Below are 21,330 nucleotides of genomic sequence, written 5' to 3'. Positions count from 1 at the left end.
TCGCGCTCAGTCATGATGTAGCACTACTTCCGCAGCTCGATGACGGTCTTGCCGATACGGATCGGCGCGCCCAGCGGGATCGGCGTGGGGGTCGTCAACCGCGTTCGGTCGAGGTACGTGCCATTGGTGGAGCCCAGGTCCTCGACGATCCACTGGCCGTCGCGGTCCGGGTAGATCCTGGCATGGCGGCTGGAGGCGTAGTCGTCGTCCAGCACGATCGTGCTGTCGTGCGCGCGGCCCAGGGTGATGGTCTGTCCCTGCAACGCGACGGTCGTGCCGGTGAGGATGCCCTCGGACACGACGAGCTTGGTCGGGGCGTTGCGGCCCCGGCGGCCGCCGGACGCGGCGGGCTGCTGGCGCTGCTGCGGGGGCGCCTGCTGGCGCTGGGCCTGCTGCGGTCGTCCCGCTTCCCGTCGCGAGCCGCGCTGGGTGACGCGCGTACCGAACAGGTCGCTGCGGATGACCTGGACGGCCACGATCACGAACAGCCACAGTACGGCCAGGAAACCCAGCCGCATGACCGTGAGGGTCAGCTCTGACATTGCCCCCGCTTCACCCTTCGGCTTGCCTATAGATAACGGTGGTGCTGCCCACGACGATCCGCGAGCCGTCGCGGAGCGTAGCGCGGGTGGTGTGCTGGCCGTCCACCACGATGCCGTTGGTGGAGCCGAGATCCTGGATCGTCGAGGGCGAACCGGTCCGGATCTCGCAGTGCCGGCGGGACACGCCGGGGTCGTCGATCCGTACGTCGGCCTCGGTGGAGCGGCCCAGTACGAGGGTCCCGCGGGAGATCTGGTGGCGGGTGCCGTTGATCTCCACCCAGTGGCGGGCGCGCGAGCCGGGCGCGGGGGCGCCGGCGAGGCCGCCGCCCGCGGCGCCGGGGCGCTGGGCACCGGCGGCGGGCGGATAGCCGTAGCCGCCGGTCGGCGGGGGCGAGGAGGGCATGGGGGGAGCGGCGGTGCCGCCGGCGGGCGGGTAGCCGTAGCCGCCGGGCCGCTGGGCGGGGCCGGCGCCCGGCGCGCCCGCGGCGGCCTGGCTGCTGGAGGAGGCGAGTGTACGGCTGCGCACCCGGTACAGGCCGGTGTCGAGGTCGTCCGCCTTCTCCAGGTTGACCTTGATCGGGCCCATGAAGGTGTAGCGCTGCTGCTTGGCGTAGTCGCGCACCATGCCGGCGAGCTCGTCGCCGAGCTGGCCGGAGTAGGGGCTGAGGCGCTCGTGGTCCGGCGCGCTCAGCTCCACGATGAAGTCGTTGGGGACGACGGTCCGGTCGCGGTTCCAGATCGTCGCGTTGTTGTCGCACTCGCGCTGGAGCGCTCCGGCGATCTCCACGGGCTGGACCTCGGACTTGAAGACCTTGGCGAAGGTGCCGTTGACCAGACCCTCGAGACGCTGCTCGAACTTCTTCAGGACTCCCATGGGGCACCTCCTCCGTCGTGACCTGCGTCCCGTGTCCTGCTGCCTACCTGGTACTGCTTACTGATCGTATCCACGCGCCGGTGAATCGGCTGGTTCCCCCTGTCGGCCCCGTCGACAGGTGTCGACGCCCTCGTCCTCACCTGTCTCCGTACCTGCTTCCGTACCGGTTCTGCCCAGGATCGTAGAGGCGGCCGAGGACCAGTGTCCCGCACCCGACTGTGGACCTGGTCCGGCTCCCGGGGAGACGGACGCCATAGGTACGAGGTTGGTACGTGAACCAGTCACCGCCGAGACGCACAAGGTTGCCGTCGGCCTCCCACCGGTCCTGTGCCCCGGATAAGGGATGTGAACGCACCCTGGTCACCGTGCTAGTGTTCTGCATGTCGGAAGGCGCCGGGACGAAAAGCCCGAAGCCCGAGGACACACCCAATGCGCGGGTGGCGGAATAGGCAGACGCGCTGGATTCAGGTTCCAGTGCCCGCAAGGGCGTGGGGGTTCAACTCCCCCCTCGCGCACCAGACGGAAGCCCCCAGGTCTCAGACCTGGGGGCTTCCGCGTGTGTAAACGCGCTCACGGCGTGTGAGGAACGTCTCAGGCTGTCGATCTTCGTGGTTTCACGTGAAACAGGACTGCCGTGACGCAGGCCACGGGCGGTACGGTCGGCTGATATTGATCGACGCGTACGGAAATGGCGCGTTCGGAAATGGCGCGTACGGATGTGACGCGTTTACGGAGATGCGGGGGAGGCGGTCACCGTGACCGAGGCCGAGGCGGGGGCAGTTGCGGGCGGGGCGCGCCGACTGCCTCACGTCAGGGGATTCGCCGGGCGATTCTCGGCGGGGACCGCGGACGAGGCCGCGGGGGCGGCCGTCGGGGGAGCCGGCGCCGGTACACCGAAGGAGCGGGGCAAGGCGCTCCGGGACGTGGTCGCGCGGTCCTCGCACGCCGTGCTCGATCTGGACGCCTCCCGCCCGGACGCGGTGACGGCGGTCGAGGAGTCCAACCAGGGGCGTATCCCGGAACTCACGCCGATACGGGTCGGCCGGATGGCGGCCACCCCGTTCGCGTTCCTGCGCGGCTCGGCGGGACTCATGGCCCATGACCTCGCCCGCACCCCGATGACGCGTATCGGCGCCCAGATCTGCGGTGACGCCCACGCGGCCAACTTCGGTCTGTACGGGGACGCCCGCGGCGGGCTCGTCATCGACCTCAACGACTTCGACGAGACGGTCCACGGCCCCTGGGAGTGGGACCTCAAGCGGCTCGCCGCCTCCCTGGTGCTCGCGGGCCGGGAGGCCGGCGCCGACGAGGACACCTGCCGCCATGCCGCCCACGACGCGGCCGGCTCCTACCGCCGCACCATGCGGCTCCTGGCCCGGCTGCCCGTGCTGGACGCCTGGAACGCGATCGCCGACGAGGAACTGGTCTCCCACACCGACGCCCACGACCTGGTCGGCACGCTGGAGCGGGTCTCGGAGAAGGCGCGGGCCAACACCAGCGGGCGGTTCGCGGCGAAGTCCACCACCCGCACCGAGGACGGCGGTCACCGCTTCGTCGACGCCCCGCCGGTGCTGCGCCGGATCCCGGACGGGGAGGCCGCCGCGGTGGCCCTCTCCCTGGAGCCGTACCTGGCCACCCTCTCCGAGGACCGTCACCCGCTGCTGGCCCGGCACGCGGTGCACGACGTCGCCTTCCGGGTCGTCGGCACGGGCAGCGTGGGCACGCGGTCGTACGTCGTGCTGCTCCTGGACCACCGGGGCGAGCCGCTGATCCTCCAGGTGAAGGAGGCCCGTCCCTCGGCACTCGTGCCGCATCTGCTGACCGCCGGCTTCGAGACGCCCGCCGTCGACCACGAGGGCCGTCGGGTGGTGCTGGGCCAGAAGCGGATGCAGGTCGTCAGCGACATCCTGCTGGGCTGGACGACCGTCGAGGGCAGGCCCTTCCAGGTGCGGCAGTTCCGCAATCGCAAGGGCAGTGTCGACCCGGCCGCGCTCGCCGCCGACCAGGTCGACGACTACGGCCGGATGACGGGTGCCCTGCTGGCCCGCGCCCACTCCCACAGCGCCGACCCGCGGCTGATCGCCGGCTACTGCGGCAAGAACGAGGAACTCGACGAGGCGATCGCCGACTTCGCCGTCGCCTACGCCGACCGCACCGAGGCCGACCACTCCGAGCTGGTGGCGGCGGTACGGGCGGGGCGGATCGCGGCGGAGACGGGGGTCTAGCGGAGAGGGGGGTCTAAAGGGCTGTTTCGAAGGCCTGTACGGTGCCCGCGGTGCGCGTGGCGCGCGGTGCGCGTGCTGCGAGTGGTGCGCGATGTGCCGGGCGGGGTCTGGTGCGTGCCGACGGGGTCTGGTGCGTGCCGGCGGGGTTCGGTGCGTGCCCGGCGGGGTTCGGTGCGTGTCGGCGGGGTTCGGTGCGTGTTCGCGGTGTGCGGGGCTTTCGCGGGTCGCTCTCGGCCTGGGCGAGGACGGCGGGGCCGGTCGGGGGCGGTGAGCCGCCTCGGGGCGTGCGGGCTTGGCCTAGGCTGGTCGGGTGACGACCCCCGAAGCTGAGCAGTCGCGGCCCGAGGAGCGGCTGGAGCAGGCCGTGCGGGCCGCCGAGCAGGCGTTGATCGAGTTCGAGATCGCGGTGGAGACCTTCCGCGTCGAGGTCGAGAACTTCTCGCGGCTCCACCACCAGAAACTCGGCCCCATGTACACCCGGCTCGACGAGCTGGACGCACTGATCGCCGAGGCGAGGGCGGCCCGCTCCGGCGACCCCGAGGACCTGCGCCAGGCCCGGGAGGCGCGGGCCCGGGTGCTGCCGATGCCGGGGGTCGAGGAGCTGTTCCACGGCTGGATGGACGGCGAGGGGCTCTTCCCGGAGGCCGTGGCGATGCTCACGGAGCAGCCGGTGCAGCCGCCGCAGCGGGTGCGGCCCAGCGAGGAGGTCCGCAAGCTCTACCGCGAGCTGGCCCGCAAGGCCCACCCCGACCTGGCCCAGCAGGACGAGGAGCGGGCCCGGCGCGAGGAGTTCATCACCCGCGTCAACGCCGCCTACGCCCGCGGGGACGAGGCCGCGCTGCGGGTGCTGGCCGAGGAGTGGGCCGCGGGCCCGCCGCCCGCCGAGCGCCGCCCGACCCCCAGCGAGGAGCTCTACGCCCGGCTGGAGTGGCTGGCCGAGCGCAAGGAGCTGCTCGCGCTGGTCGCCCGCAACCTGGAGGAGAGCGCCATCGGCTCGATGCTGAAGATGGCCCCGGACGACCCCGACCGGCTGCTGGACGAGATCGCCGAGCAGCTGCTCGCGGACGTCGCCAAGAAGGAGGCCGAGCTCGCCGGGCTCGTGGGGTAGTGGCCGGGGCGGTCACGTCCGGTAGCGTCGGGGGCATGAGTTTTGGAGCTGGGGTGCCCACGGTCGAGGTTGGCGAGGTCGGGGACGGTGACTTCCTGCTGGACGTCCGCGAGGACGACGAGTGGCAGGCGGGTCATGCCGAAGGGGCGCTGCACATTCCCCTCAGTGAGTTCGTCGCCCGCTACGGCGAGCTGACCGAGGCGGCCCCGCAGGACGGACGCGTCCATGTGATCTGCCGGTCCGGCGGCCGTTCGGCCCAGGTCACGATGTACCTCCTCCAGCAGGGCGTCGACGCGGTGAACGTCGACGGCGGCATGCAGTTCTGGCAGGCCCTGGGCCGTCCCGTGGTGACGGACGAGGGACAGCCGGGAGCTGTTCTCTGACCTGAGTCAGCGACCCACCGACGGTCAGCCGACGTCTTCAGCCGACGAGCGGGTGGGCGGCCAGCAGGTCGCCCAGGGCCTCCTCGTGCGCCGCCGCCGGGCCGAGCGACAGCTCCAGATGCTTCGCCCAGGCGTGGTAGCGGTGCAGGGGGTAGTCCACGTCGGCACCGAACCCGCCGTGCAGATGCTGTGCCGTCTGGACGATCCGCCGCACCCCTTCCGCCGCCCAGATCTTGGCCACGGCGACATCGCCGGAGGCGGGCAGCGCGCCCGGCGCCCCGGAGGCGATCCGCCAGGCGGCCTGCCACAGGGTGACCTCCATGGCGCGCAGATCGGTGTAGCGGTCGGCGGCCTGCACGGCGACCGCCTGGAAGGTGGCGATCGGGTGCCCGAACTGCTCGCGCTTGCTCGCGTAGTCAGCGGTCATCCGCAGGACCCGGTCGCCCAGACCGAGAGCCAGCGCACAGGTTCCGGTGGCGAGCAGCTGCCGCAGCCACTCCCCGGCGCCCTCGGCGGTGAGGACGTACCGGGCCGGGACGCGCGCCGACTCCAGCCGGAGTTCGCCGAGCCGCTCGCCGGTGGTGGAGATCTGCTCGGCGAGGACGACCCCCTCCTGCTCCCGCGCGACCACGGCGATGACGTCGCGGACGTCGCGGACGTCGTGGTCGTCTCCGGTGCGCGCCGGTACGAGGACGTAGTCGGCGTCATGTGCCCAGGGCACCGCCGTCTGCACCCCGTCGAGGATCCACGCGTCGCCGTCCCGGCCGTCGCCGCCGCCGTCGCCGGCCCGCCGGGCGGTCACCGCGAGTTCGGCCGCGTCGTGGCCGGTACGGCCGTGGGAGGCGACCGTCAGGACGGTCCCGCCCCGTCCGGCCGAGGCGAGCAGTTCGTCCCGCAACTCGGGCCCGCCGTAAGCCTGTACGGCCGCGGCTGCCGCGGTGCACTCCAGCAGCGGTACCCGCGCCAGCACCTTCCCGGCCTCCCGCAGCACCAGGCACAGCGCCACGGCGTCCAGTCCTGCCCCGCCGTACTCCTCGTCGAGCAGCAGGCTCAGCAGGTCCGCCGAGGCGAGCCTGTCCCACAGGGCCCGGTCGAAGCCGTCGGCCACCGGGCGGCCCTGGGTGAGCGCGGGGCTCGGTACGGCGTCGGGCGCTACCCCGGCGAAGACCCCGCGGGCCGCCTCGGCCGCCGCCTGCTGCTCCTCGCTGAAGGTGAAGTCCACGGCCTGTCCTCTCCGAGGGGTCGGCTGATCCGGCGGAACTCCGATGGCTGCGCCCGGATCTGACGGTCCGTCAAGATAGAACAGGTTCTAGGAGAAGGGAACGTCTGCGGCGAAGGCGTGGCGACTGGGCGCCGGGCCCCACCTCACCGGTCGAAGTCCACCTCCACCGCCTCCGTCACGGGATGCGACTGGCAGGCCAGCACGTACCCGGCCTCCGTCTCCTCCGGCTCCAGCGCGAAGTTGCGGTCCATGCGCACCTCTCCGGAGACCAGGAAGGCCCGGCAGGTCCCGCACACCCCGCCCTTGCAGGCATAGGGCGCGTCGGGCCGGTTGCGCAGCACGGTGTCCAGCACCGACTCCCCGTCCCGCACGGGCCAGCTGCCGCCCCGGCCGTCGAGCCGGGCCGTGACCGTGGCGTGCGCGGGCGCCGACGCGCGGGCGGGGGGCGCCGCCTCGTCCACGTGGAAGATCTCCTCGTGGATCCGGGAGCGGGCCACCCCCAGATCGCGCAGGGTGCGCTCGGCACCCTGCACCAGGCCGAACGGCCCGCACAGGAACCAGCCCGCCACCTCCGTCACCGGCAGCAGCGCCGGCAGCAGGCCGGTCAGCCGCTCCCGGTCCAGCCGACCGGACGGCAGCCCCGCCTGCTGTTCCTCCCGCGAGAGCACGGTGACCAGCTGGAGCCGGTCGGGAAAGCGGTCCTTGAGGTCGGCGACCTCCTCCAGGAACATCGTCGACGCGGCCGTACGGTCGCCGCGGATCAGACAGAACCGGGCCTCCGGTTCCCGCGCCAGCAGGGTCGAGACGATCGACAGCACGGGGGTGATGCCGCTGCCGCCGACGATCGCCGCGTACAGCCCGGGTGCCGGGTCGAGCGTGAACCGGCCCGCCGGGGTCATCACCTCCAGCTCGTCACCGACGCCGACCTCCTTCAGCGCGTACGTCGAGAAGGCGCCGCCCTCCACGAGGCGCACGCCCACCCGCAGGGTGCGCGGTCCCTCGCCGGCCGGGTCGGGTGCGGCCGAGCAGATCGAGTAGGTCCGCCGGATCTCGGTGCCGTCGGCCGTGCGCCGCAGCGCGAGATGCTGGCCGGCCGCGTGCCGGTACTCCTCGCGCAGGGCCTCGGGGACGGCGAGGGTGAGGGCGACGGAGTCGTCGGTGAGCCGGTCCACCGCCGCCACCTGGAGCGGATGGAAACGGGCCGTCACGGCTCGGGCCATCACAGCTCCTTGAAGTGGTCGAAGGGTTCACGGCAGGCCAGACAGCGGCGCAGCGCCTTGCAGGCGGTGGAGGAGAACCGGCTGAGCAGCTCGGTGTCGGCGGAGCCGCAGTGCGGGCAGCGCACCGGGTCCTCGTCGCGTGTCCTGGTGGGGCCCAGGGCGAGCGCGACCGGCCCGCTCTCCCGGGTGGTCCGGGGCGGCGCTATGCCGAACTCCCGCAGCTTCCGGCGGCCTTCGTCGGTGATGTCGTCGGTCGACCAGGCCGGGGCCAGCACGGTGCGCACGGTGACGTCCTGGACGCCGCGCTCATGCAGCGCACGGCGGATGTCCGCGGCCATCGCCTCGATCGCCGGGCAGCCGGTGTACGTCGGGGTCAGCTCGACCTCGACCGCGCCGGCGTCCTGGACCCGCACCCCGCGCACCACGCCCAGCTCGCTCAGCGTCAGCACCGGCAGCTCCGGGTCCGGTACCGAACCGGCCAGTGCGAGCAGCTCCGTCTCCAGGGCGGTGGCTGTCACCATGACGCCCCCGGGTGGCTGCGGTGCAGGTGCTGCATCTCGGCGAGCATCCGGCCGAACGGCTCGGTGTGCAGCCCCTGTCGACCCGCGCCGGCGGTCCAGGCGCCGGACTGCGCTCCCTCGGGGACGGTGAGGCCGGCCCGCCGCAGGACCGCGCCGACCGCCTCCAGCCAGTTCCCGCGCAGCGCCGCGGGGTCCGTGCCGAGGCCCTCCACGGGCTGGAACATCTCGCCGGTGAACCGCCACAGCGCGGTGCACGCCGTGCGCATCCGCTCATGGCTGAGGTCGGTGCCGTCGCCGAGCCGCAGGGTCCACTGCTCGGCGTGGTCGCGGTGGTAGGCGGTCTCCTTGACGGCCTTGGCGGCGAGAGGGGCGAACGGGCTGTCACCGGAGGCCAGTTCGGCGTACAGCAGGTGCTGGTACGTCGAGAAGTACAGCTGGCGGGCGATGGTGTGGGCGAAGTCGCCGTTCGGCTGCTCGACGAGCTGGAGGTTGCGGAAGGCGCGCTCCTCCCGCAGGTAGGCGAGTTCGTCCTCGTCACCGGCCATCGACAGCAGGACGCGGGCCTGGCCGAGCAGATCGAGGGCGATGTTGGCGAGGGCGACCTCCTCCTCCAGTACGGGCGCGTGGCCCATCCACTCGCCGAGGCGGTGGGAGAGCACCAGGGCGTCGTCGCCGAGGGCGAGGGCGGCGGTCACCGGGACGGTCGCGGTCACAGGTGCTGCACCCCTTCCGGGATCTCGTAGAAGGTGGGGTGCCGGTAGGGCTTGTCGGCGGACGGTTCGAAGAACGGGTCCTTCTCGTCCGGCGAGGAGGCGGTGACGGCCGAGGACGGCACGACCCAGATGGAGACGCCCTCGCCGCGGCGGGTGTACAGATCGCGGGCGTTGCGCAGGGCGAACTCCGCGTCCGGCGCGTGCAGGCTGCCGGCGTGGGTGTGGGAGAGACCGCGCCGGGAGCGCACGAAGACCTCCCACAGCGGCCAGTCGGTGTGCGTCATGCCCGTCCCTCTTCCTTCTCTGTCCTTCCGCCGGTGTGCGCGGACGCCGCGCCGCTGTGCCGGGCGGCGTGGGCGGCGGCGGCCTCCCTGACCCAGGCGCCCTCGTCATGGGCCTGCCTGCGCTGGGTGATCCGCTGTTCGTTGCAGGGGCCGTTGCCCTTGATGACCTCCTTGAACTCCGTCCAGTCGATCGGGCCGAAGTCGTGGTGCCCGCGCTGCTCGTTCCACCGGAGGTCCGGGTCGGGCAGGGTGAGGCCGAGGGACTCCGCCTGCGGGACGCAGATGTCGACGAAGCGCTGGCGCAGCTCGTCGTTGGAGTGCCGCTTGATCTTCCAGGCGGTGGACTGCGCGGAGTGCGCGGACTCGTCGTCGGGCGGGCCGAACATCATCAGCGAGGGCCACCACCAGCGGTCCACCGCGTCCTGCGCCATCGCGTGCTGCGCGGGGGTGCCCCGGCTGAGGGCCAGCAGCAGTTCGTACCCCTGGCGCTGGTGGAAGGACTCCTCCTTGCAGATGCGGACCATCGCGCGGGCGTACGGCCCGTAGGAGCAGCGGCACAGGGGGACCTGGTTGGTGATCGCGGCGCCGTCCACGAGCCAGCCGATCGCGCCGACGTCCGCCCAGGTCAGCGTGGGGTAGTTGAAGATCGAGGAGTACTTCTGCCGGCCGGAGTGCAGCTTGTCGAGGAGCTCGTCGCGGCCGACGCCGAGCGTTTCGGCGGCGCTGTAGAGGTAGAGCCCGTGACCGGCCTCGTCCTGGACCTTGGCCATCAGGATGGCCTTGCGGCGCAGGGAGGGCGCGCGTGTGATCCAGTTGGCCTCGGGCTGCATGCCGATGATCTCGGAGTGGGCGTGCTGGGCGATCTGCCGCACCAGCGTCGCGCGGTAGGCGTCGGGCATCCAGTCGCGGGGCTCGATGCGTTCGTCGGCGGCGACGGCGGCGTCGAAGGTGTGCTGGTACGCCTCGTCGTCGGCCGTGCGGGGCGCGGTAGCTGTCGCCATGGGGTCCCCCTCTGTCTTCCCGTCTGTCTTCCCGGCTGTCGTCCGGCTGCCGGCCGGGTCGTCCGCCCGGGGCGCTCCCGACCGATCGTTCGGTCTGCGCCATTCCATGGTGGGGCGGCCGTCGTAAGGTGTCAACCGCTGTGGATAACCTGCGGGCGGGGAGGGGCTGCGCCGAGCGGGTGGGGCTGAGTACCGTTCGCGATTGCGCGACGCAGCAGGCACGGCAAGTCGACCGGGATCGGGGAACGGGGCGGAATGGACGCGTACGACAAAGGGCCCGACGCCGCACGGGGCCCGGGCGCGACGGAGGAACCGGAGGCCGGGACTCCGTCGGCGGCCGCCCCGTCCCTCGGCGCCCCGCCCCCCGCGGACCCGCCCCAGGACGACCCTGCCTCCCCCGAGCCCCGCACCGGTGTGGCCGCCCTCTCACCCCGCTACCAGATAGGCGCCGCGCTCGCACTCGCCGTCGTCGCCGCCGCCGTCTGCGTGCACCTGGGCATGGTGTTCCTGCACGTCGCGCCATCGAACACGGTGACGAAGGCGCACGGCGAGGCGATAGACAACTGGGTCTACCCGGAGTTCGAGCAGAACTGGAAACTGTTCGCGCCGAACCCGCTCCAGCAGAACATCGCGGTCCAGGTCCGCGCCGAGATCCGCACCGCCGAAGGCCGCTCGCGCACCACCGGCTGGTACGACCTGTCCGCACAGGACGGCCGCGACATCGACCGCAACATCGTGCCGAGCCACACCCAGCAGAACGAACTGCGCCGCGCCTGGGACTTCTTCACCGCCACCCACGGCTCCGACAACCGCCCCGTCGGACTGCGCGGCGACCTCTCCGAGACCTATCTGCGCCGGATCGTCGAGCTGCGCCTGGAGCGGGGCGGAGCCCTCGGCGCGGACGGCGCGCTGGAGCGCATCCAGGTCCGCTCCCGGACCGTCAACGTGACCCCGCCGAAGTGGAGCACGGAGAAGGTGTCGACGACACCGGCGTACCGGGTGCTGCCCTGGTGGACGGTGCCGGCCGCCGAGGACCGGGACGGTGTCTCGTGAACCGCTTCACCCTGACGGTGTCCTCCGCCATCGCGCGCGTGACCGGGTCCGCGCACGGCCCCTACCAGAGCGCCGTGATCCGGATCGGCTTCAGCGCGACCTGGCTGCTGTTCCTGCTGCGCGAGCTGCCCCACCGCGCCGAGCTCTACGGCCCCGACGGCCCCTGGAGCTGGATCCTGGCCCGGCAGCTGATCGACAGCAACGGCGCCTTCACGGCGCTGATGTGGTCGGACGGACGGGTCTGGTTCGAGCTCGTGTACGCGGGCGCCGTCCTCGCGGCCGCCCTGCTCCTGGTGGGCTGGCGCACCCGCACGATGTCGGTGCTGTTCATGGTCGGCGTGCTCTCGCTGCAGAACCGCAGCGTCTTCATGGGCGACGGCGGCGACAACGTCCTGCATCTGATGTCGATCTACCTGGTGTTCACCCGCTGCGGCCGGGTGTGGTCCCTGGACTCCCGCCGGGCGCGCCGCACCGAGGCGGCACGCGCGCGGGGCGAGCGGGTCACCGACCGGGTCGGGCCCGCCCTGTGGCTCGTGCTCGGAGCCGTGCTGAGCACCGTGACGGCGACGGGCGGCTTCCACAGCCAGTGGACGATTCCCGCGCTCCTGTGGGCGGCCTGGGCCGGGCAGGCGCTGTGGTGGCTCGTCGGGCGCCGCACCGGGTCGGCGGAGCCCCGGATCCTGCTCGACGTGATCGGCAACATCCTGCACAACGGCGCCCTGGTCGTGATCATGGCCGAGGCCTGTCTGATCTACGCGACGGCCGGCTGGTACAAGATCCAGGGCTCGCGCTGGCAGGACGGCACCGCCGTCTACTACCCCCTGCACCTGGACTACTTCTCGCCCTGGCCCGCCCTCGGCGGCCTGCTGTCGAGCAGCGGCACGATGGTGATGCTGGTGACGTACGGCACGGTCGCCGCCCAGGTCGCCTTCCCGTTCACGCTGTTCAACCGCCGGGTGAAGAACGTGCTGCTCGCGGTGATGATGACCGAGCACGCCGCGATCGCCGTGGTCCTCGGCCTGCCGTTCTTCTCGCTGGCGATGATCGCGGCGGACGCGGTCTTCCTGCCGACGCCCTTCCTGCACCGGCTCGGCGCCTGGGCGCTGCGCGCGCGGGAGCTGGTGTTCTCGCGCCACGGCCGCGCCCCGGTGCCGCACCAGCGCGCCCCGGAGACGTCCGAGGCCCCCCACGTAGGCTCCCCCACATGACCGACCCCGTCAGCACCTGGCACCGCCTCGCCCCCTCGCACGTCCTGCTGGACGGCTTCCACGCCCTCAAGCACGCCGTGCGCTTCGAGGCGCAGGTGCCGGTCGCGGTCACCGCGGACCGGCCGGCGGCGCTCGCCCTGGCCGACGAGCTCGCCCCGGATGTACGGGACACCCTGGACGCGCTGCTGACGGAGGTCCCGGCGACGACGTACGCCGCGCTGGTGCCGCGCCCGCATCCCACGGCCGTGGCCGCCCTGGCCGTACGGCCCGCCCGTGAGGCGCAGCTGGCGAGGCTCGCGCGGCTGCCGCGCACCGCGCCCGTCGTGGTCCTCGACAACCCGCGCAACCTGGGCAACGCGGGGGCGACGATCCGGCTGGCCGCCGGTTTCGGGGCGACCGGGGTGGTCACCACCGGCACGCTCGACCCCTGGCACCCGACCGTGGTGCGCGGCGGGGCGGGACTGCACTTCGCGACCGCGGTGGAGCGGCTGCCCGTGCCGGAACTGCCCGCCGGCCCGCTGTTCGCGCTCGATCCCGAGGGCGAGGACCTGCGGGGCGTCGAGCTCCCCGACGACGCCCTGCTGGCCTTCGGCTCGGAACGCACCGGCCTGTCCGGCGCGCTGCGCGCCCGTGCCGACCACCTGCTGTCCCTGCCGATGCGCCCCCAGGTCTCCAGCTACAACCTGGCGACGAGCGTGGCGATGGCGCTGTACCACTGGAGCAGCGGCTCGACCGGCGCCCCGTGAGGGGCGCCGGCACGGACTCTCAGGCGTCCCTGCGCACTTCGACGACCCGGAACCGGTTCGCCACGAACGCCCCGTCGCACAGGGCGGAGTTGGCCGCCGGGTTGCCCCCGGAGCCGTGGAAGTCGGAGAACGCGGCCGTCTGGTTGACGTACACCCCGCCGGTGAGGTTGAGCGACAGCTGCGCGGCCTCCGCCAGGCAGACCTCCTCGACGTCCCGCTCGAACTGCGGGTCGGTCGTGTAGGCCCCGACCGTCATCGCGCCCTTCTCCCGCACCGTCCGCCGCAGCAGAGCCAATGCGTCCGCCGCGGAGTCGACGGCGACGGCGAAGGAGACCGGCCCGAAGCACTCGCCCATGTAGGCCGCCTCGTCGTCCGCGCCGTCCCAGTACTTGCGCGCCCCGTCCAGCTTCACGATCACCGGCGTGCGCACGATCGCGTCCGGGAACTCCGGGTTGCCCACCTCGCGGGAGGCGAGGGCGACCTCGCCGAGGCCGGCGGCGGCCTCCAGCCGGGCCTTGACGTCCGGGTTGACGATGGCGCCGAGCAGCGCGTTCGCGCGCGCGTCGTCGCCCAGCAGACCGTCGACGGAACGGGCGAGGTCGGCGACCACCTCGTCGTAGGTCTTCTGGCCCTCGTCGGTGCTGATGCCGTCCCGCGGGATCAGCAGGTTCTGCGGGGTGGTGCACATCTGGCCGCTGTACAGGGACAGCGAGAACGCCAGGTTCGCGAGCATGCCCTTGTAGTCGGCGGTGGACTCCACGACGACCGTGTTGACGCCGGCCTTCTCGGTGTAGACCTGCGCCTGCCGGGCGTTGGCCTCCAGCCAGTCGCCGAAGGAGGTCGAGCCCGTGTAGTCGATGATCTTGATCTCGGGGCGGGTCGCGAGGGTCTTGGCGATGCCCTCGCCCGGCCGCTCGGCGGCCAGCGCGACGAGGTTCGCGTCGAAGCCCGCCGCGGCGAGCACCTCGCGGGCCACGGCCACGGTCAGCGCGAGCGGCAGCACCGCGCGCGGGTGGGGCTTGACCAGGACCGCGTTGCCGGTGGCCAGGGAGGCGAACAGGCCCGGGTAGCCGTTCCACGTGGGGAAGGTGTTGCAGCCGATCAGCAGCGCGATGCCGCGCGGGACGGGGGTGAAGGTCTTGGTCATCGCGAGCGGGTCGCGCTTGCCCTGCGGCTTGCTCCACTCCGCGGTGCCGGGCGTGCGGACCTGTTCGGCGTACGCGTACGCCACGGCCTCCAGGCCGCGGTCCTGCGCGTGCGGGCCGCCCGCCTGGAAGGCCATCATGAACGCCTGGCCGGAGGTGTGCATGACGGCGTGGGCGAACTCGTGCGTCCGGTCGGCGATCCGCTTGAGGATCTCCAGGCAGACCACCGCGCGGACCTCCGCGCCCGCCTCGCGCCAGGCGCGCTGACCGGCCGTCATGGCGGGCAGCAGCACGTCCGGGTCGGCGTGCGGATAGGTCACGCCCAGGGCGATGCCGTAGGGGGACGTCTCCTCGCCCACCCAGTCGTCGGTGCCGGGCTGGCCGAGGTCGAGCCGGGTGTTCAGGACGGCGTCGAAGGCGGCCTTGCCGGCCGCCGCGTCCAGGCTGCCGTGCTCGCCGTAGGCCTTCGGGTGCTCCGGGTGGGGGGACCAGTACGCGCGGGTGCGGATCGCTTCCAGGGCCTGGTCGAGGGTGGGCCGGTGCTGGGCGATCAGATCGTGCGCGGTCGGTTCGGCGGCGGCCATGCGGGACCAACTCCTCGTCTTGAGAACTCTCCGTCGAGCTCGTGAGCTGGCGGAAACCTGGGCGGGAACAGCCAGTCAGGGCTAGAGTAACCGAACGATCGGTCGGGACAAGGGGGCCTGCCGCATCTGTGGAAAACCCCGTGCGGGAGGATCGCGCACATGACAGCACTCGACCTCAGCAGCCCCGTGGCCGTCGTCGGCACCGGCACCATGGGCCAGGGCATCGCCCAGGTCGCGTTGGTGGCGGGCCACCCCGTACGACTGTTCGACGCGGTCCCCGGCCGGGCCCGCGAGGCGGCCGCCGCGATCGGCGCCCGCCTCGACCGGCTCGTGTCGAAGAACCGACTGGCCGCCTCCGACCGGGACTCCGCCCGCGCCCGTCTGACGGCCGCGGAGAGCCTCGCCGACCTCGCCGACTGCGGGCTGGTCGTCGAGGCCGTCCTGGAGCGCCTGGAGGTCAAGCAGGAGCTCCTGCGCAGCGTGGAGGACGTGGTCGGCGAGGACTGCCTGCTCGCCACCAACACGTCGTCCCTGTCGGTGACGGCCATCGGCGGCGCCCTGCGCAACCCGGGCCGGTTCGTGGGCCTGCACTTCTTCAACCCGGCGCCGCTGCTGCCGCTGGTCGAGGTCGTCTCCGGGTACGCCACCGACGTCACGTCGGCCACGCGCGCGTACGAGACCGCCCGCTCCTGGGGCAAGACCCCGGTCGCCTGCGCCGACACGCCGGGCTTCATCGTCAACCGCATCGCGCGCCCGTTCTACGCCGAGGCGTTCGCGGTCTACGAGGCGCAGGGCGCCGACCCGGCGACCATCGACGCGGTGCTGCGGGAGTCCGGCGGGTTCCGGATGGGCGCCTTCGAGCTGACCGACCTGATCGGGCAGGACGTCAACGAGTCCGTCACGCACTCGGTGTGGCAGTCCTTCTTCCAGGACGTGCGCTTCACGCCCTCGCTCGCCCAGCGCCGCCTCGTCGAGTCCGGCCGCCTCGGCCGCAAGACCGGCCACGGCTGGTTCGACTACCGCGACGACGGCGCCGGGGCGCAGGGCGCCGAGCCGCACACCGCGGAGAAGCACCAGGCGCCCGCCTACGTCCTCGCCGAGGGCGACCTGGGCCCCGCCTCCGAGGTCCTCGCGCTGATCCGCGAGGCGGGCATCCAGGTCCGTGAGGACGAGGAGGACCACGGCACCCGGCTGGTGCTTCCCTCCGGCGGCCAGCTCGCCCTCGCCGACGGGCAGACCTCCGTGGAGTTCCGCGACGTCGTCTACTTCGACCTCGCCCTCGACTACCGCAAGGCCACCCGGATCGCCCTGTCCGCCTCCCAGGACACCTCGCAGCAGACCCTGTCCGAGGCGATCGGCCTGTTCCAGGCGCTCGGCAAGGACGTCAGCGTCATCGGCGACGTCCCCGGAATGATCGTCGCGCGCACGGTCGCCCGGATCGTCGACCTCGCGCACGACGCCGTCGCCAAGGGCGTCGCCACCGAGGAGGACATCGACACCGCGATGCGGCTCGGGGTGAACTACCCCCTCGGCCCGTTCGAGTGGAGCCGGCGCCTCGGCCGCATGTGGGCCTTCTCCCTCCTGGACGACCTGCACGACCGCGACCCCTCGGGCCGCTACGCGCCGTCCCTCGCCCTGTACCGGCACTCCTTCGCCACCGAGAAGCGGGAGGGCGGCGCCTCATGACCACCGCCAAGCGCGACACGTACACCCCGGAGACCCTGCTCTCCGTCGCCGTCCAGGTCTTCAACGAACGCGGCTACGACGGCACGTCCATGGAGCACCTCTCCCGGGCGGCGGGCATCTCCAAGTCGTCGATCTACCACCATGTGTCCGGCAAGGAGGAACTGCTGCGCCGGGCCGTCAGCCGTGCCCTGGACGGCCTGTTCCAGATCCTCGACGAGGAGCACGCGCGCGTGGGGCGCTCGGTGGAGCGCCTGGAGTACGTCGTACGGCGCATGGTCGAGGTCCTCATCGGCGAACTGCCGTACGTCACCCTGCTGCTGCGCGTGCGCGGCAACACCGACACCGAGCGGTGGGCCCTGGAGCGGCGGCGTGACTTCGACCACCGGGTCGCCGACCTGCTGAAGGCGGCCGCCGCCGACGGGGACGTGCGCGGGGACGTGGAGGTGCGGCTCGCCACCCGGCTGGTCTTCGGGATGATCAACTCGATCGTCGAGTGGTACCGGCCCGGCGGCCGGGGGATGGCCGAGGGCGACGTGGCCGACGCGGTGGTGCGCCTGGTCTTCGCCGGTCTGCGCACCGAGCACTGACGCCCTACCCCTGCGGCTCCAGGTCCTCCTCCTCGAACACCAGCAGCGTGCGGGTGCTGAGCACCTCGGGGATGGCCTGGAGCCGGGTCAGCACCACCTCGCGCAGGGCCCTGTTGTCGGGCGTGTGCACCAGCAGCAGGACGTCGAAATCGCCCCCGACGAGGGCGATGTGGGAGGCGCCGGGCAGCCGGCGCAGCTGCTCGCGCACGGTGCGCCAGGTGTTCTGCACGATCTTCAGGGTGATGTACGCGCTTGTCCCCTGCCCCGCGCGCTCGTGGTCGACCCGGGCGCCGAACCCCCGGATGACGCCGTCCTCGACGAGCCGGTTGATGCGCGCGTACGCGTTGGCCCGCGAGACGTGCACCCGTTCGGCGACCGACCGTATCGAGGCCCGGCCGTCCGCCTGGAGCATCTGCAGGATGTCCCGGTCGATGGCGTCGAGCGGCCGCGCCGGCGGCAGCTCCTGCGCGCTCTCCCCGCTCTCCGGGTACTCGGCCATTTGTTCAGGTGCCATGTCCCCCCGCCTCTCCGCCATGGACGTCCTGCATCCATCACAGGTTGTGGAGAACCGTTTGTCCACAGCCTGGGGGTGCCTGTAGCCAAAATGCGCCGACGACCGAACAATCGGTAGGGAGACGGGTCACAAGCCGACCCGTCTCCCTGAGCCGCTCCCACGAGGAGGTGCCGTCATGACGGTCATGGAGCAGCGGGGCGCGTACCGGCCGACCCCGCCGCCCGCCTGGCAGCCCCGCACCGACCCCGCGCCGCTGCTGCCCGACGCGGAGCCCTACCGCGTCCTCGGCACCGAGCGGGCCGCGAAGGCCGATCCGGAGCTGCTGCGGCGGCTGTACGCCCAACTGGTGTTCGGCCGCCGCTACAACACACAGGCCACCGCCCTGACCAAGCAGGGACGGCTCGCGGTCTACCCCTCCACCACCGGCCAGGAGGCCTGCGAGGTGGCCGCCGCGCTCGCCCTGGCCGACCGCGACTGGCTGTTCCCCAGCTACCGCGACACCCTCGCGGTCGTCGCCCGCGGCGTCGACCCGGTCGAGGCGCTCACCCTGCTGCGCGGCGACTGGCACACCGGCTACGACCCGTACGAGCACCGCGTGGCCCCCCTGAGCACCCCGCTCGCCACCCAGCTCCCGCACGCCGTGGGCCTCGCGCACGCCGCCCGCCTCAAGGGCGACGACGTGGTGGCGCTCGCCATGGTCGGCGACGGCGGCACCAGCGAGGGAGACTTCCACGAGGCGCTGAACTTCGCCGCCGTCTGGCAGGCCCCGGTCGTCTTCCTCGTCCAGAACAACGGCTTCGCGATCTCCGTACCGCTCGCCAAGCAGACCGCCGCCCCCTCCCTCGCCCACAAGGCCGTCGGCTACGGCATGCCGGGCCGCCTGGTCGACGGCAACGACGCCGCCGCCGTGCACGAGGTCCTCACCGACGCGGTGCGCCGGGCGCGCGAGGGCGGCGGCCCCACTCTCGTCGAGGCCGTCACGTACCGCATCGACGCCCATACCAACGCCGACGACGCCACCCGCTACCGGGGCGACGCCGAGGTCGAGACCTGGCGCGAGCACGATCCGATCCGGCTGCTGGAGCAGGAGCTCACCGCGCGCGGGCTGCTCGACGACGACGCCCGGCAGCGCGCGCGGGACGCCGCCGAGACGATGGCCGCCGACCTGCGCGCCCGGATGAACCAGGACCCGGCCCTGGACCCGCGGGACCTCTTCGCCCACGTGTACGCCGAGGACACCCCCCAGCTGCGCGAACAGCGCGCCCTGCTGGAGGCCGAACTCGCGGCGGAGCAGGAAGGCACCCACCGATGACCACCGTCGCCCTCAAGCCCGCCACCATGGCGCAGGCCCTCACGCGCGCGCTGCGCGACGCGATGGCCGCCGACCCGGCCGTGCACGTCCTGGGCGAGGACGTGGGCACCCTCGGCGGTGTCTTCCGGGTCACCGACGGGCTCGCGAAGGAGTTCGGCGAGGACCGCTGCACCGACACCCCGCTCGCCGAGGCCGGCATCCTCGGCACCGCCGTCGGCATGGCCATGTACGGACTGCGGCCGGTCGTCGAGATGCAGTTCGACGCCTTCGCCTACCCGGCGTTCGAGCAGCTCATCAGCCATGTCGCCCGGATGCGCAACCGCACCCGCGGCCGCATGCCGCTGCCGGTCACGATCCGCGTCCCCTACGGCGGCGGCATCGGCGGCGTCGAACACCACAGCGACTCCTCCGAGGCCTACTACATGGCGACCCCGGGGCTCCACGTCGTCACGCCCGCCACGGTCGCCGACGCCTACGGACTGCTGCGCGCCGCCATCGAATCCGACGACCCGGTCGTCGTGCTCGAACCCAAGCGGCTCTACTGGTCCAAGGACACCTGGAACCCCGAGGACCCGCAGCCGGTCGACCCGATCGGCCGCGCCGTGGTGCGCCGCGCGGGCAGCAGCGCGACCCTGATCACCTACGGCCCCTCGGTCCCCGTCTGCCTCGAAGCCGCCGAGGCGGCCCGCGCCGAGGGCTGGGACCTCGAGGTGGTCGATCTGCGTTCCCTCGTGCCCTTCGACGACGAGACCGTCGCCGCCGCGGTGCGCCGCACCGGGCGCGCGGTCGTCGTCCACGAGTCGGGCTCCTTCGGCGGCCCGGGCGGCGAGATCGCGGCCCGGGTCACGGAGCGCTGCTTCCACCACCTGGAGGCGCCGGTGCTCCGGGTCGCCGGCTTCGACATCCCCTATCCGCCGCCGATGCTGGAGCGCCACCACCTGCCCGGCGTCGACCGCATCCTCGACGCCGTGGCGCGGTTGCAGTGGGAGGCCGGGAACTGATGGCACAGGTACTGGAGTTCAAGCTGCCCGACCTCGGTGAGGGCCTCACCGAGGCGGAGATCGTGCGCTGGCTGGTCCAGGTCGGCGACGTCGTCGCCGTGGACCAGCCCGTCGTCGAGGTCGAGACGGCCAAGGCGATGGTCGAGGTGCCCTGCCCCTACGGCGGGGTGGTCACCGCCCGCTACGGCGAGGAGGGCACCGAACTGCCCGTCGGCGCCCCGCTGATCACGGTCGCGGTCGGTGCCCCGGCCTCCGGCGGACCGGCCGAGGGCTCGGGGAACGTGCTGGTGGGGTACGGCACCTCGCAGGCGCCGGCGCGGCGCAGGCGGGTACGGCCGGCGCAGTCCCCGCCCGCCGCGCCGCTGACCGCCGCTGCCCCCGCCCCGGCCGCGCCCACCGCGGGCCCCGCCGCCGCGGTCACGGCTCCCGAGGGGCCGGTCGCCGGGCGTCCGGTCGTCGCCGGGGGCCCGGTCCCCGTGATCTCCCCCCTGGTGCGGCGCCTGGCCCGCGAGGGAGGTCTGGATCTGCGGGAGCTGACGGGCTCCGGACCCGACGGGCTCATCCTGCGCGTGGACGTGGAGAACGCCCTGCGGACGGCGGCGGCCACGCCCGACACCTCGCCCGCCCCCGGCCCGGCCCCCGCGTCCGCCGCCCTCACCGGCGGTCATCGCGTCCCCCTCAAGGGCGTCCGGGGCGCCGTCGCCGACAAGCTCTCCCGCAGCCGCCGCGAGATCCCCGACGCGACCTGCTGGGTGGACGCCGACGCGACCGAGCTGATGCGGGCCCGCGCCGCGATGAACGCCGCCGGCGGCCCGAAGATCTCCCTCCTCGCGCTGCTGGCCCGTATCTGCACCGCCGCCCTGGCCCGGTTCCCGGAGCTGAACTCCACCGTCGACGTCGAGGCGCGGGAGATCGTCCGGTTCGACCACGTACACCTGGGCTTCGCCGCGCAGACCGAGCGGGGGCTGGTCGTCCCCGTCGTCCGTGACGCCCACGCCCGGGACGCCGAGGGGCTCACCGCGGAGTTCGCCCGGCTCACCGACGTGGCCCGCGACGGCAGGCTCACCCCGGCCGAACTGACCGGCGGGACCTTCACCCTGAACAACTACGGGGTGTTCGGTGTCGACGGCTCCACGCCGATCATCAACCACCCCGAGGCGGCCATGCTGGGAGTGGGCCGGATCGTGCCCAAGCCCTGGGTGCACGAGGGCGAGCTGGCTGTGCGCCAGGTGGTCCAGCTCTCCCTCACCTTCGACCACCGGGTCTGCGACGGCGGCACCGCCGGAGGCTTCCTGCGGTACGTGGCCGACTGTGTGGAACAGCCGGCGGTTCTGCTGCGCACCCTGTGATCACGCGGCTCACCGCGTTCCCTGTGATCGAGGGGGCCCGCATACTCGGGGG

General features: G+C 72.9%; 21 protein-coding genes and 1 tRNA gene. 12 read left to right on the top strand and 10 right to left on the bottom strand.

What is annotated here, in order from left to right; genetic code table 11:
- Positions 1-23: 23 nt before the first annotated feature.
- Positions 24-542 carry an FHA domain-containing protein FhaB/FipA gene (locus tag AQJ58_RS28535; protein ID WP_055636209.1) on the bottom strand — a complete coding sequence of 173 codons (519 nt, stop codon included), beginning with the start codon at positions 540-542 and terminating at the stop codon, positions 24-26.
- A 10-nt stretch (positions 543-552) separates the two neighbouring features.
- Complete coding sequence (locus tag AQJ58_RS28530) at positions 553-1,416, bottom strand: FHA domain-containing protein (protein ID WP_067255360.1); 864 nt, start codon at positions 1,414-1,416, stop codon at positions 553-555.
- A 431-nt stretch (positions 1,417-1,847) separates the two neighbouring features.
- Here AQJ58_RS28530 and AQJ58_RS28525 point away from each other — a divergent pair.
- The 4 genes from AQJ58_RS28525 (at position 1,848) to AQJ58_RS28510 (ending at position 5,132) form a co-directional block, all read left to right on the top strand.
- Positions 1,848-1,934: transfer RNA gene (locus AQJ58_RS28525), tRNA-Leu, on the top strand.
- A 237-nt stretch (positions 1,935-2,171) separates the two neighbouring features.
- The gene (locus AQJ58_RS28520; protein ID WP_067255357.1) at positions 2,172-3,641 is read left to right on the top strand and encodes a DUF2252 domain-containing protein; all 1,470 of its coding nucleotides are present in this window, start codon (positions 2,172-2,174) and stop codon (positions 3,639-3,641) included.
- Positions 3,642-3,951: 310 nt separating this feature from the next.
- Positions 3,952-4,749: a J domain-containing protein gene (locus AQJ58_RS28515; RefSeq protein WP_067255355.1), complete on the top strand. Its 798-nt coding sequence runs from the start codon at positions 3,952-3,954 to the stop codon at positions 4,747-4,749.
- 53 nt (positions 4,750-4,802) lie between these two features.
- The gene (locus AQJ58_RS28510) at positions 4,803-5,132 is read left to right on the top strand and encodes a rhodanese-like domain-containing protein (RefSeq protein WP_067255353.1); all 330 of its coding nucleotides are present in this window, start codon (positions 4,803-4,805) and stop codon (positions 5,130-5,132) included.
- Positions 5,133-5,169: 37 nt separating this feature from the next.
- Here AQJ58_RS28510 and AQJ58_RS28505 read toward each other — a convergent pair whose 3' ends face one another.
- From AQJ58_RS28505 to paaA, 6 genes are all read right to left on the bottom strand, one after another.
- Positions 5,170-6,354: an acyl-CoA dehydrogenase family protein gene (locus AQJ58_RS28505; RefSeq protein WP_067255351.1), complete on the bottom strand. Its 1,185-nt coding sequence runs from the start codon at positions 6,352-6,354 to the stop codon at positions 5,170-5,172.
- Positions 6,355-6,497: 143 nt separating this feature from the next.
- Complete coding sequence (locus tag AQJ58_RS28500) at positions 6,498-7,574, bottom strand: 2Fe-2S iron-sulfur cluster-binding protein (RefSeq protein ID WP_067255349.1); 1,077 nt, start codon at positions 7,572-7,574, stop codon at positions 6,498-6,500.
- Positions 7,574-8,095, bottom strand: coding sequence for a 1,2-phenylacetyl-CoA epoxidase subunit PaaD (paaD, locus tag AQJ58_RS28495; protein ID WP_067255347.1), 522 nt, complete (start codon positions 8,093-8,095; stop codon positions 7,574-7,576). The genes AQJ58_RS28500 and paaD overlap by 1 nt, the downstream gene beginning before the upstream one ends.
- Positions 8,089-8,808 (bottom strand): 1,2-phenylacetyl-CoA epoxidase subunit PaaC, encoded by a 720-nt coding sequence (gene paaC / locus AQJ58_RS28490; protein ID WP_079079296.1) that lies wholly within the window; start codon positions 8,806-8,808, stop codon positions 8,089-8,091. The genes paaD and paaC overlap by 7 nt, the downstream gene beginning before the upstream one ends.
- Positions 8,805-9,092 carry a 1,2-phenylacetyl-CoA epoxidase subunit PaaB gene (paaB, locus tag AQJ58_RS28485; protein ID WP_019526615.1) on the bottom strand — a complete coding sequence of 96 codons (288 nt, stop codon included), beginning with the start codon at positions 9,090-9,092 and terminating at the stop codon, positions 8,805-8,807. The genes paaC and paaB overlap by 4 nt, the downstream gene beginning before the upstream one ends.
- Positions 9,089-10,093 (bottom strand): 1,2-phenylacetyl-CoA epoxidase subunit PaaA, encoded by a 1,005-nt coding sequence (gene paaA, locus AQJ58_RS28480; RefSeq protein WP_067255345.1) that lies wholly within the window; start codon positions 10,091-10,093, stop codon positions 9,089-9,091. The genes paaB and paaA overlap by 4 nt, the downstream gene beginning before the upstream one ends.
- 255 nt (positions 10,094-10,348) lie before the next feature.
- Between paaA and AQJ58_RS28475 the strand changes: the two genes are divergently transcribed.
- Genes AQJ58_RS28475 through AQJ58_RS28465 form a run of 3 tightly spaced genes read left to right on the top strand, consistent with a single transcriptional unit; the run spans position 10,349 to position 13,100 of the window.
- Positions 10,349-11,146, top strand: coding sequence for a DUF5819 family protein (locus AQJ58_RS28475; protein ID WP_067255343.1), 798 nt, complete (start codon positions 10,349-10,351; stop codon positions 11,144-11,146).
- The gene (locus tag AQJ58_RS28470; RefSeq protein ID WP_067255341.1) at positions 11,143-12,354 is read left to right on the top strand and encodes an HTTM domain-containing protein; all 1,212 of its coding nucleotides are present in this window, start codon (positions 11,143-11,145) and stop codon (positions 12,352-12,354) included. Before AQJ58_RS28475 ends, AQJ58_RS28470 begins: the two co-directional genes overlap by 4 nt.
- On the top strand, positions 12,351-13,100 hold the full coding sequence (locus AQJ58_RS28465) for a TrmH family RNA methyltransferase (protein ID WP_067255339.1): 750 nt from the start codon (positions 12,351-12,353) through the stop codon (positions 13,098-13,100). Before AQJ58_RS28470 ends, AQJ58_RS28465 begins: the two co-directional genes overlap by 4 nt.
- A 19-nt stretch (positions 13,101-13,119) precedes the next feature.
- On the opposite strand, the gene paaN is transcribed toward AQJ58_RS28465, so the two are convergent.
- A complete protein-coding gene (gene paaN, locus AQJ58_RS28460) occupies positions 13,120-14,829 on the bottom strand; it encodes a phenylacetic acid degradation protein PaaN (protein WP_067255338.1) in 1,710 nt (569 codons plus the stop codon).
- A 159-nt stretch (positions 14,830-14,988) separates the two neighbouring features.
- On the opposite strand from paaN, the gene AQJ58_RS28455 reads away from it, so the two are divergent.
- Together AQJ58_RS28455 and AQJ58_RS28450 are read left to right on the top strand one after the other, a co-directional pair.
- Complete coding sequence (locus tag AQJ58_RS28455; protein WP_067255336.1) at positions 14,989-16,515, top strand: 3-hydroxyacyl-CoA dehydrogenase; 1,527 nt, start codon at positions 14,989-14,991, stop codon at positions 16,513-16,515.
- Positions 16,512-17,102 carry a TetR/AcrR family transcriptional regulator gene (locus AQJ58_RS28450; protein WP_067255334.1) on the top strand — a complete coding sequence of 197 codons (591 nt, stop codon included), beginning with the start codon at positions 16,512-16,514 and terminating at the stop codon, positions 17,100-17,102. The genes AQJ58_RS28455 and AQJ58_RS28450 overlap by 4 nt, the downstream gene beginning before the upstream one ends.
- Before the next feature lie 4 nt (positions 17,103-17,106).
- On the opposite strand, the gene AQJ58_RS28445 is transcribed toward AQJ58_RS28450, so the two are convergent.
- The gene (locus AQJ58_RS28445) at positions 17,107-17,616 is read right to left on the bottom strand and encodes an Lrp/AsnC family transcriptional regulator (protein ID WP_199844706.1); all 510 of its coding nucleotides are present in this window, start codon (positions 17,614-17,616) and stop codon (positions 17,107-17,109) included.
- Positions 17,617-17,791: 175 nt separating this feature from the next.
- On the opposite strand from AQJ58_RS28445, the gene pdhA reads away from it, so the two are divergent.
- From pdhA to AQJ58_RS45505, 3 genes are read left to right on the top strand one after another with little or no spacing between them, the layout of a single operon-like run.
- Positions 17,792-18,928: a pyruvate dehydrogenase (acetyl-transferring) E1 component subunit alpha gene (gene pdhA / locus AQJ58_RS28440; RefSeq protein WP_067255331.1), complete on the top strand. Its 1,137-nt coding sequence runs from the start codon at positions 17,792-17,794 to the stop codon at positions 18,926-18,928.
- Positions 18,925-19,929 carry an alpha-ketoacid dehydrogenase subunit beta gene (locus AQJ58_RS28435; RefSeq protein WP_067255329.1) on the top strand — a complete coding sequence of 335 codons (1,005 nt, stop codon included), beginning with the start codon at positions 18,925-18,927 and terminating at the stop codon, positions 19,927-19,929. Before pdhA ends, AQJ58_RS28435 begins: the two co-directional genes overlap by 4 nt.
- The gene (locus AQJ58_RS45505; protein ID WP_067255327.1) at positions 19,929-21,278 is read left to right on the top strand and encodes a dihydrolipoamide acetyltransferase family protein; all 1,350 of its coding nucleotides are present in this window, start codon (positions 19,929-19,931) and stop codon (positions 21,276-21,278) included. The genes AQJ58_RS28435 and AQJ58_RS45505 overlap by 1 nt, the downstream gene beginning before the upstream one ends.
- Positions 21,279-21,330 lie beyond the last annotated feature (52 nt).

The sequence above is a fragment of the Streptomyces sp. DSM 15324 genome, from assembly GCF_001514285.1.
In the GTDB taxonomy this organism is placed as follows: Bacteria; Actinomycetota; Actinomycetes; order Streptomycetales; family Streptomycetaceae; genus Streptomyces.
Note: the sequence above shows the minus strand (reverse complement) of the source record. Positions and strands in the feature narration are given on the sequence as shown.

Bases quoted from the DNA above. Each gene is read 5' to 3' on its own strand.
- paaA (WP_067255345.1), bottom strand. From the start codon at position 10,093: ATGGCGACAGCTACCGCGCCCCGCACGGCCGACGACGAGGCGTACCAG.
- AQJ58_RS28475 (WP_067255343.1), top strand. From the start codon at position 10,349: ATGGACGCGTACGACAAAGGGCCCGACGCCGCACGGGGCCCGGGCGCG.
- AQJ58_RS28435 (WP_067255329.1), top strand. From the start codon at position 18,925: ATGACCACCGTCGCCCTCAAGCCCGCCACCATGGCGCAGGCCCTCACG.
- AQJ58_RS45505 (WP_067255327.1), top strand. From the start codon at position 19,929: ATGGCACAGGTACTGGAGTTCAAGCTGCCCGACCTCGGTGAGGGCCTC.
- AQJ58_RS28465 (WP_067255339.1), top strand. From the start codon at position 12,351: ATGACCGACCCCGTCAGCACCTGGCACCGCCTCGCCCCCTCGCACGTC.
- AQJ58_RS28450 (WP_067255334.1), top strand. From the start codon at position 16,512: ATGACCACCGCCAAGCGCGACACGTACACCCCGGAGACCCTGCTCTCC.
- AQJ58_RS28445 (WP_199844706.1), bottom strand. From the start codon at position 17,616: ATGGCACCTGAACAAATGGCCGAGTACCCGGAGAGCGGGGAGAGCGCG.
- paaB (WP_019526615.1), bottom strand. From the start codon at position 9,092: ATGACGCACACCGACTGGCCGCTGTGGGAGGTCTTCGTGCGCTCCCGG.
- paaN (WP_067255338.1), bottom strand. From the start codon at position 14,829: ATGGCCGCCGCCGAACCGACCGCGCACGATCTGATCGCCCAGCACCGG.
- AQJ58_RS28455 (WP_067255336.1), top strand. From the start codon at position 14,989: ATGACAGCACTCGACCTCAGCAGCCCCGTGGCCGTCGTCGGCACCGGC.
- AQJ58_RS28535 (WP_055636209.1), bottom strand. From the start codon at position 542: ATGTCAGAGCTGACCCTCACGGTCATGCGGCTGGGTTTCCTGGCCGTA.
- pdhA (WP_067255331.1), top strand. From the start codon at position 17,792: ATGACGGTCATGGAGCAGCGGGGCGCGTACCGGCCGACCCCGCCGCCC.
- AQJ58_RS28530 (WP_067255360.1), bottom strand. From the start codon at position 1,416: ATGGGAGTCCTGAAGAAGTTCGAGCAGCGTCTCGAGGGTCTGGTCAAC.
- AQJ58_RS28500 (WP_067255349.1), bottom strand. From the start codon at position 7,574: ATGGCCCGAGCCGTGACGGCCCGTTTCCATCCGCTCCAGGTGGCGGCG.
- paaD (WP_067255347.1), bottom strand. From the start codon at position 8,095: ATGGTGACAGCCACCGCCCTGGAGACGGAGCTGCTCGCACTGGCCGGT.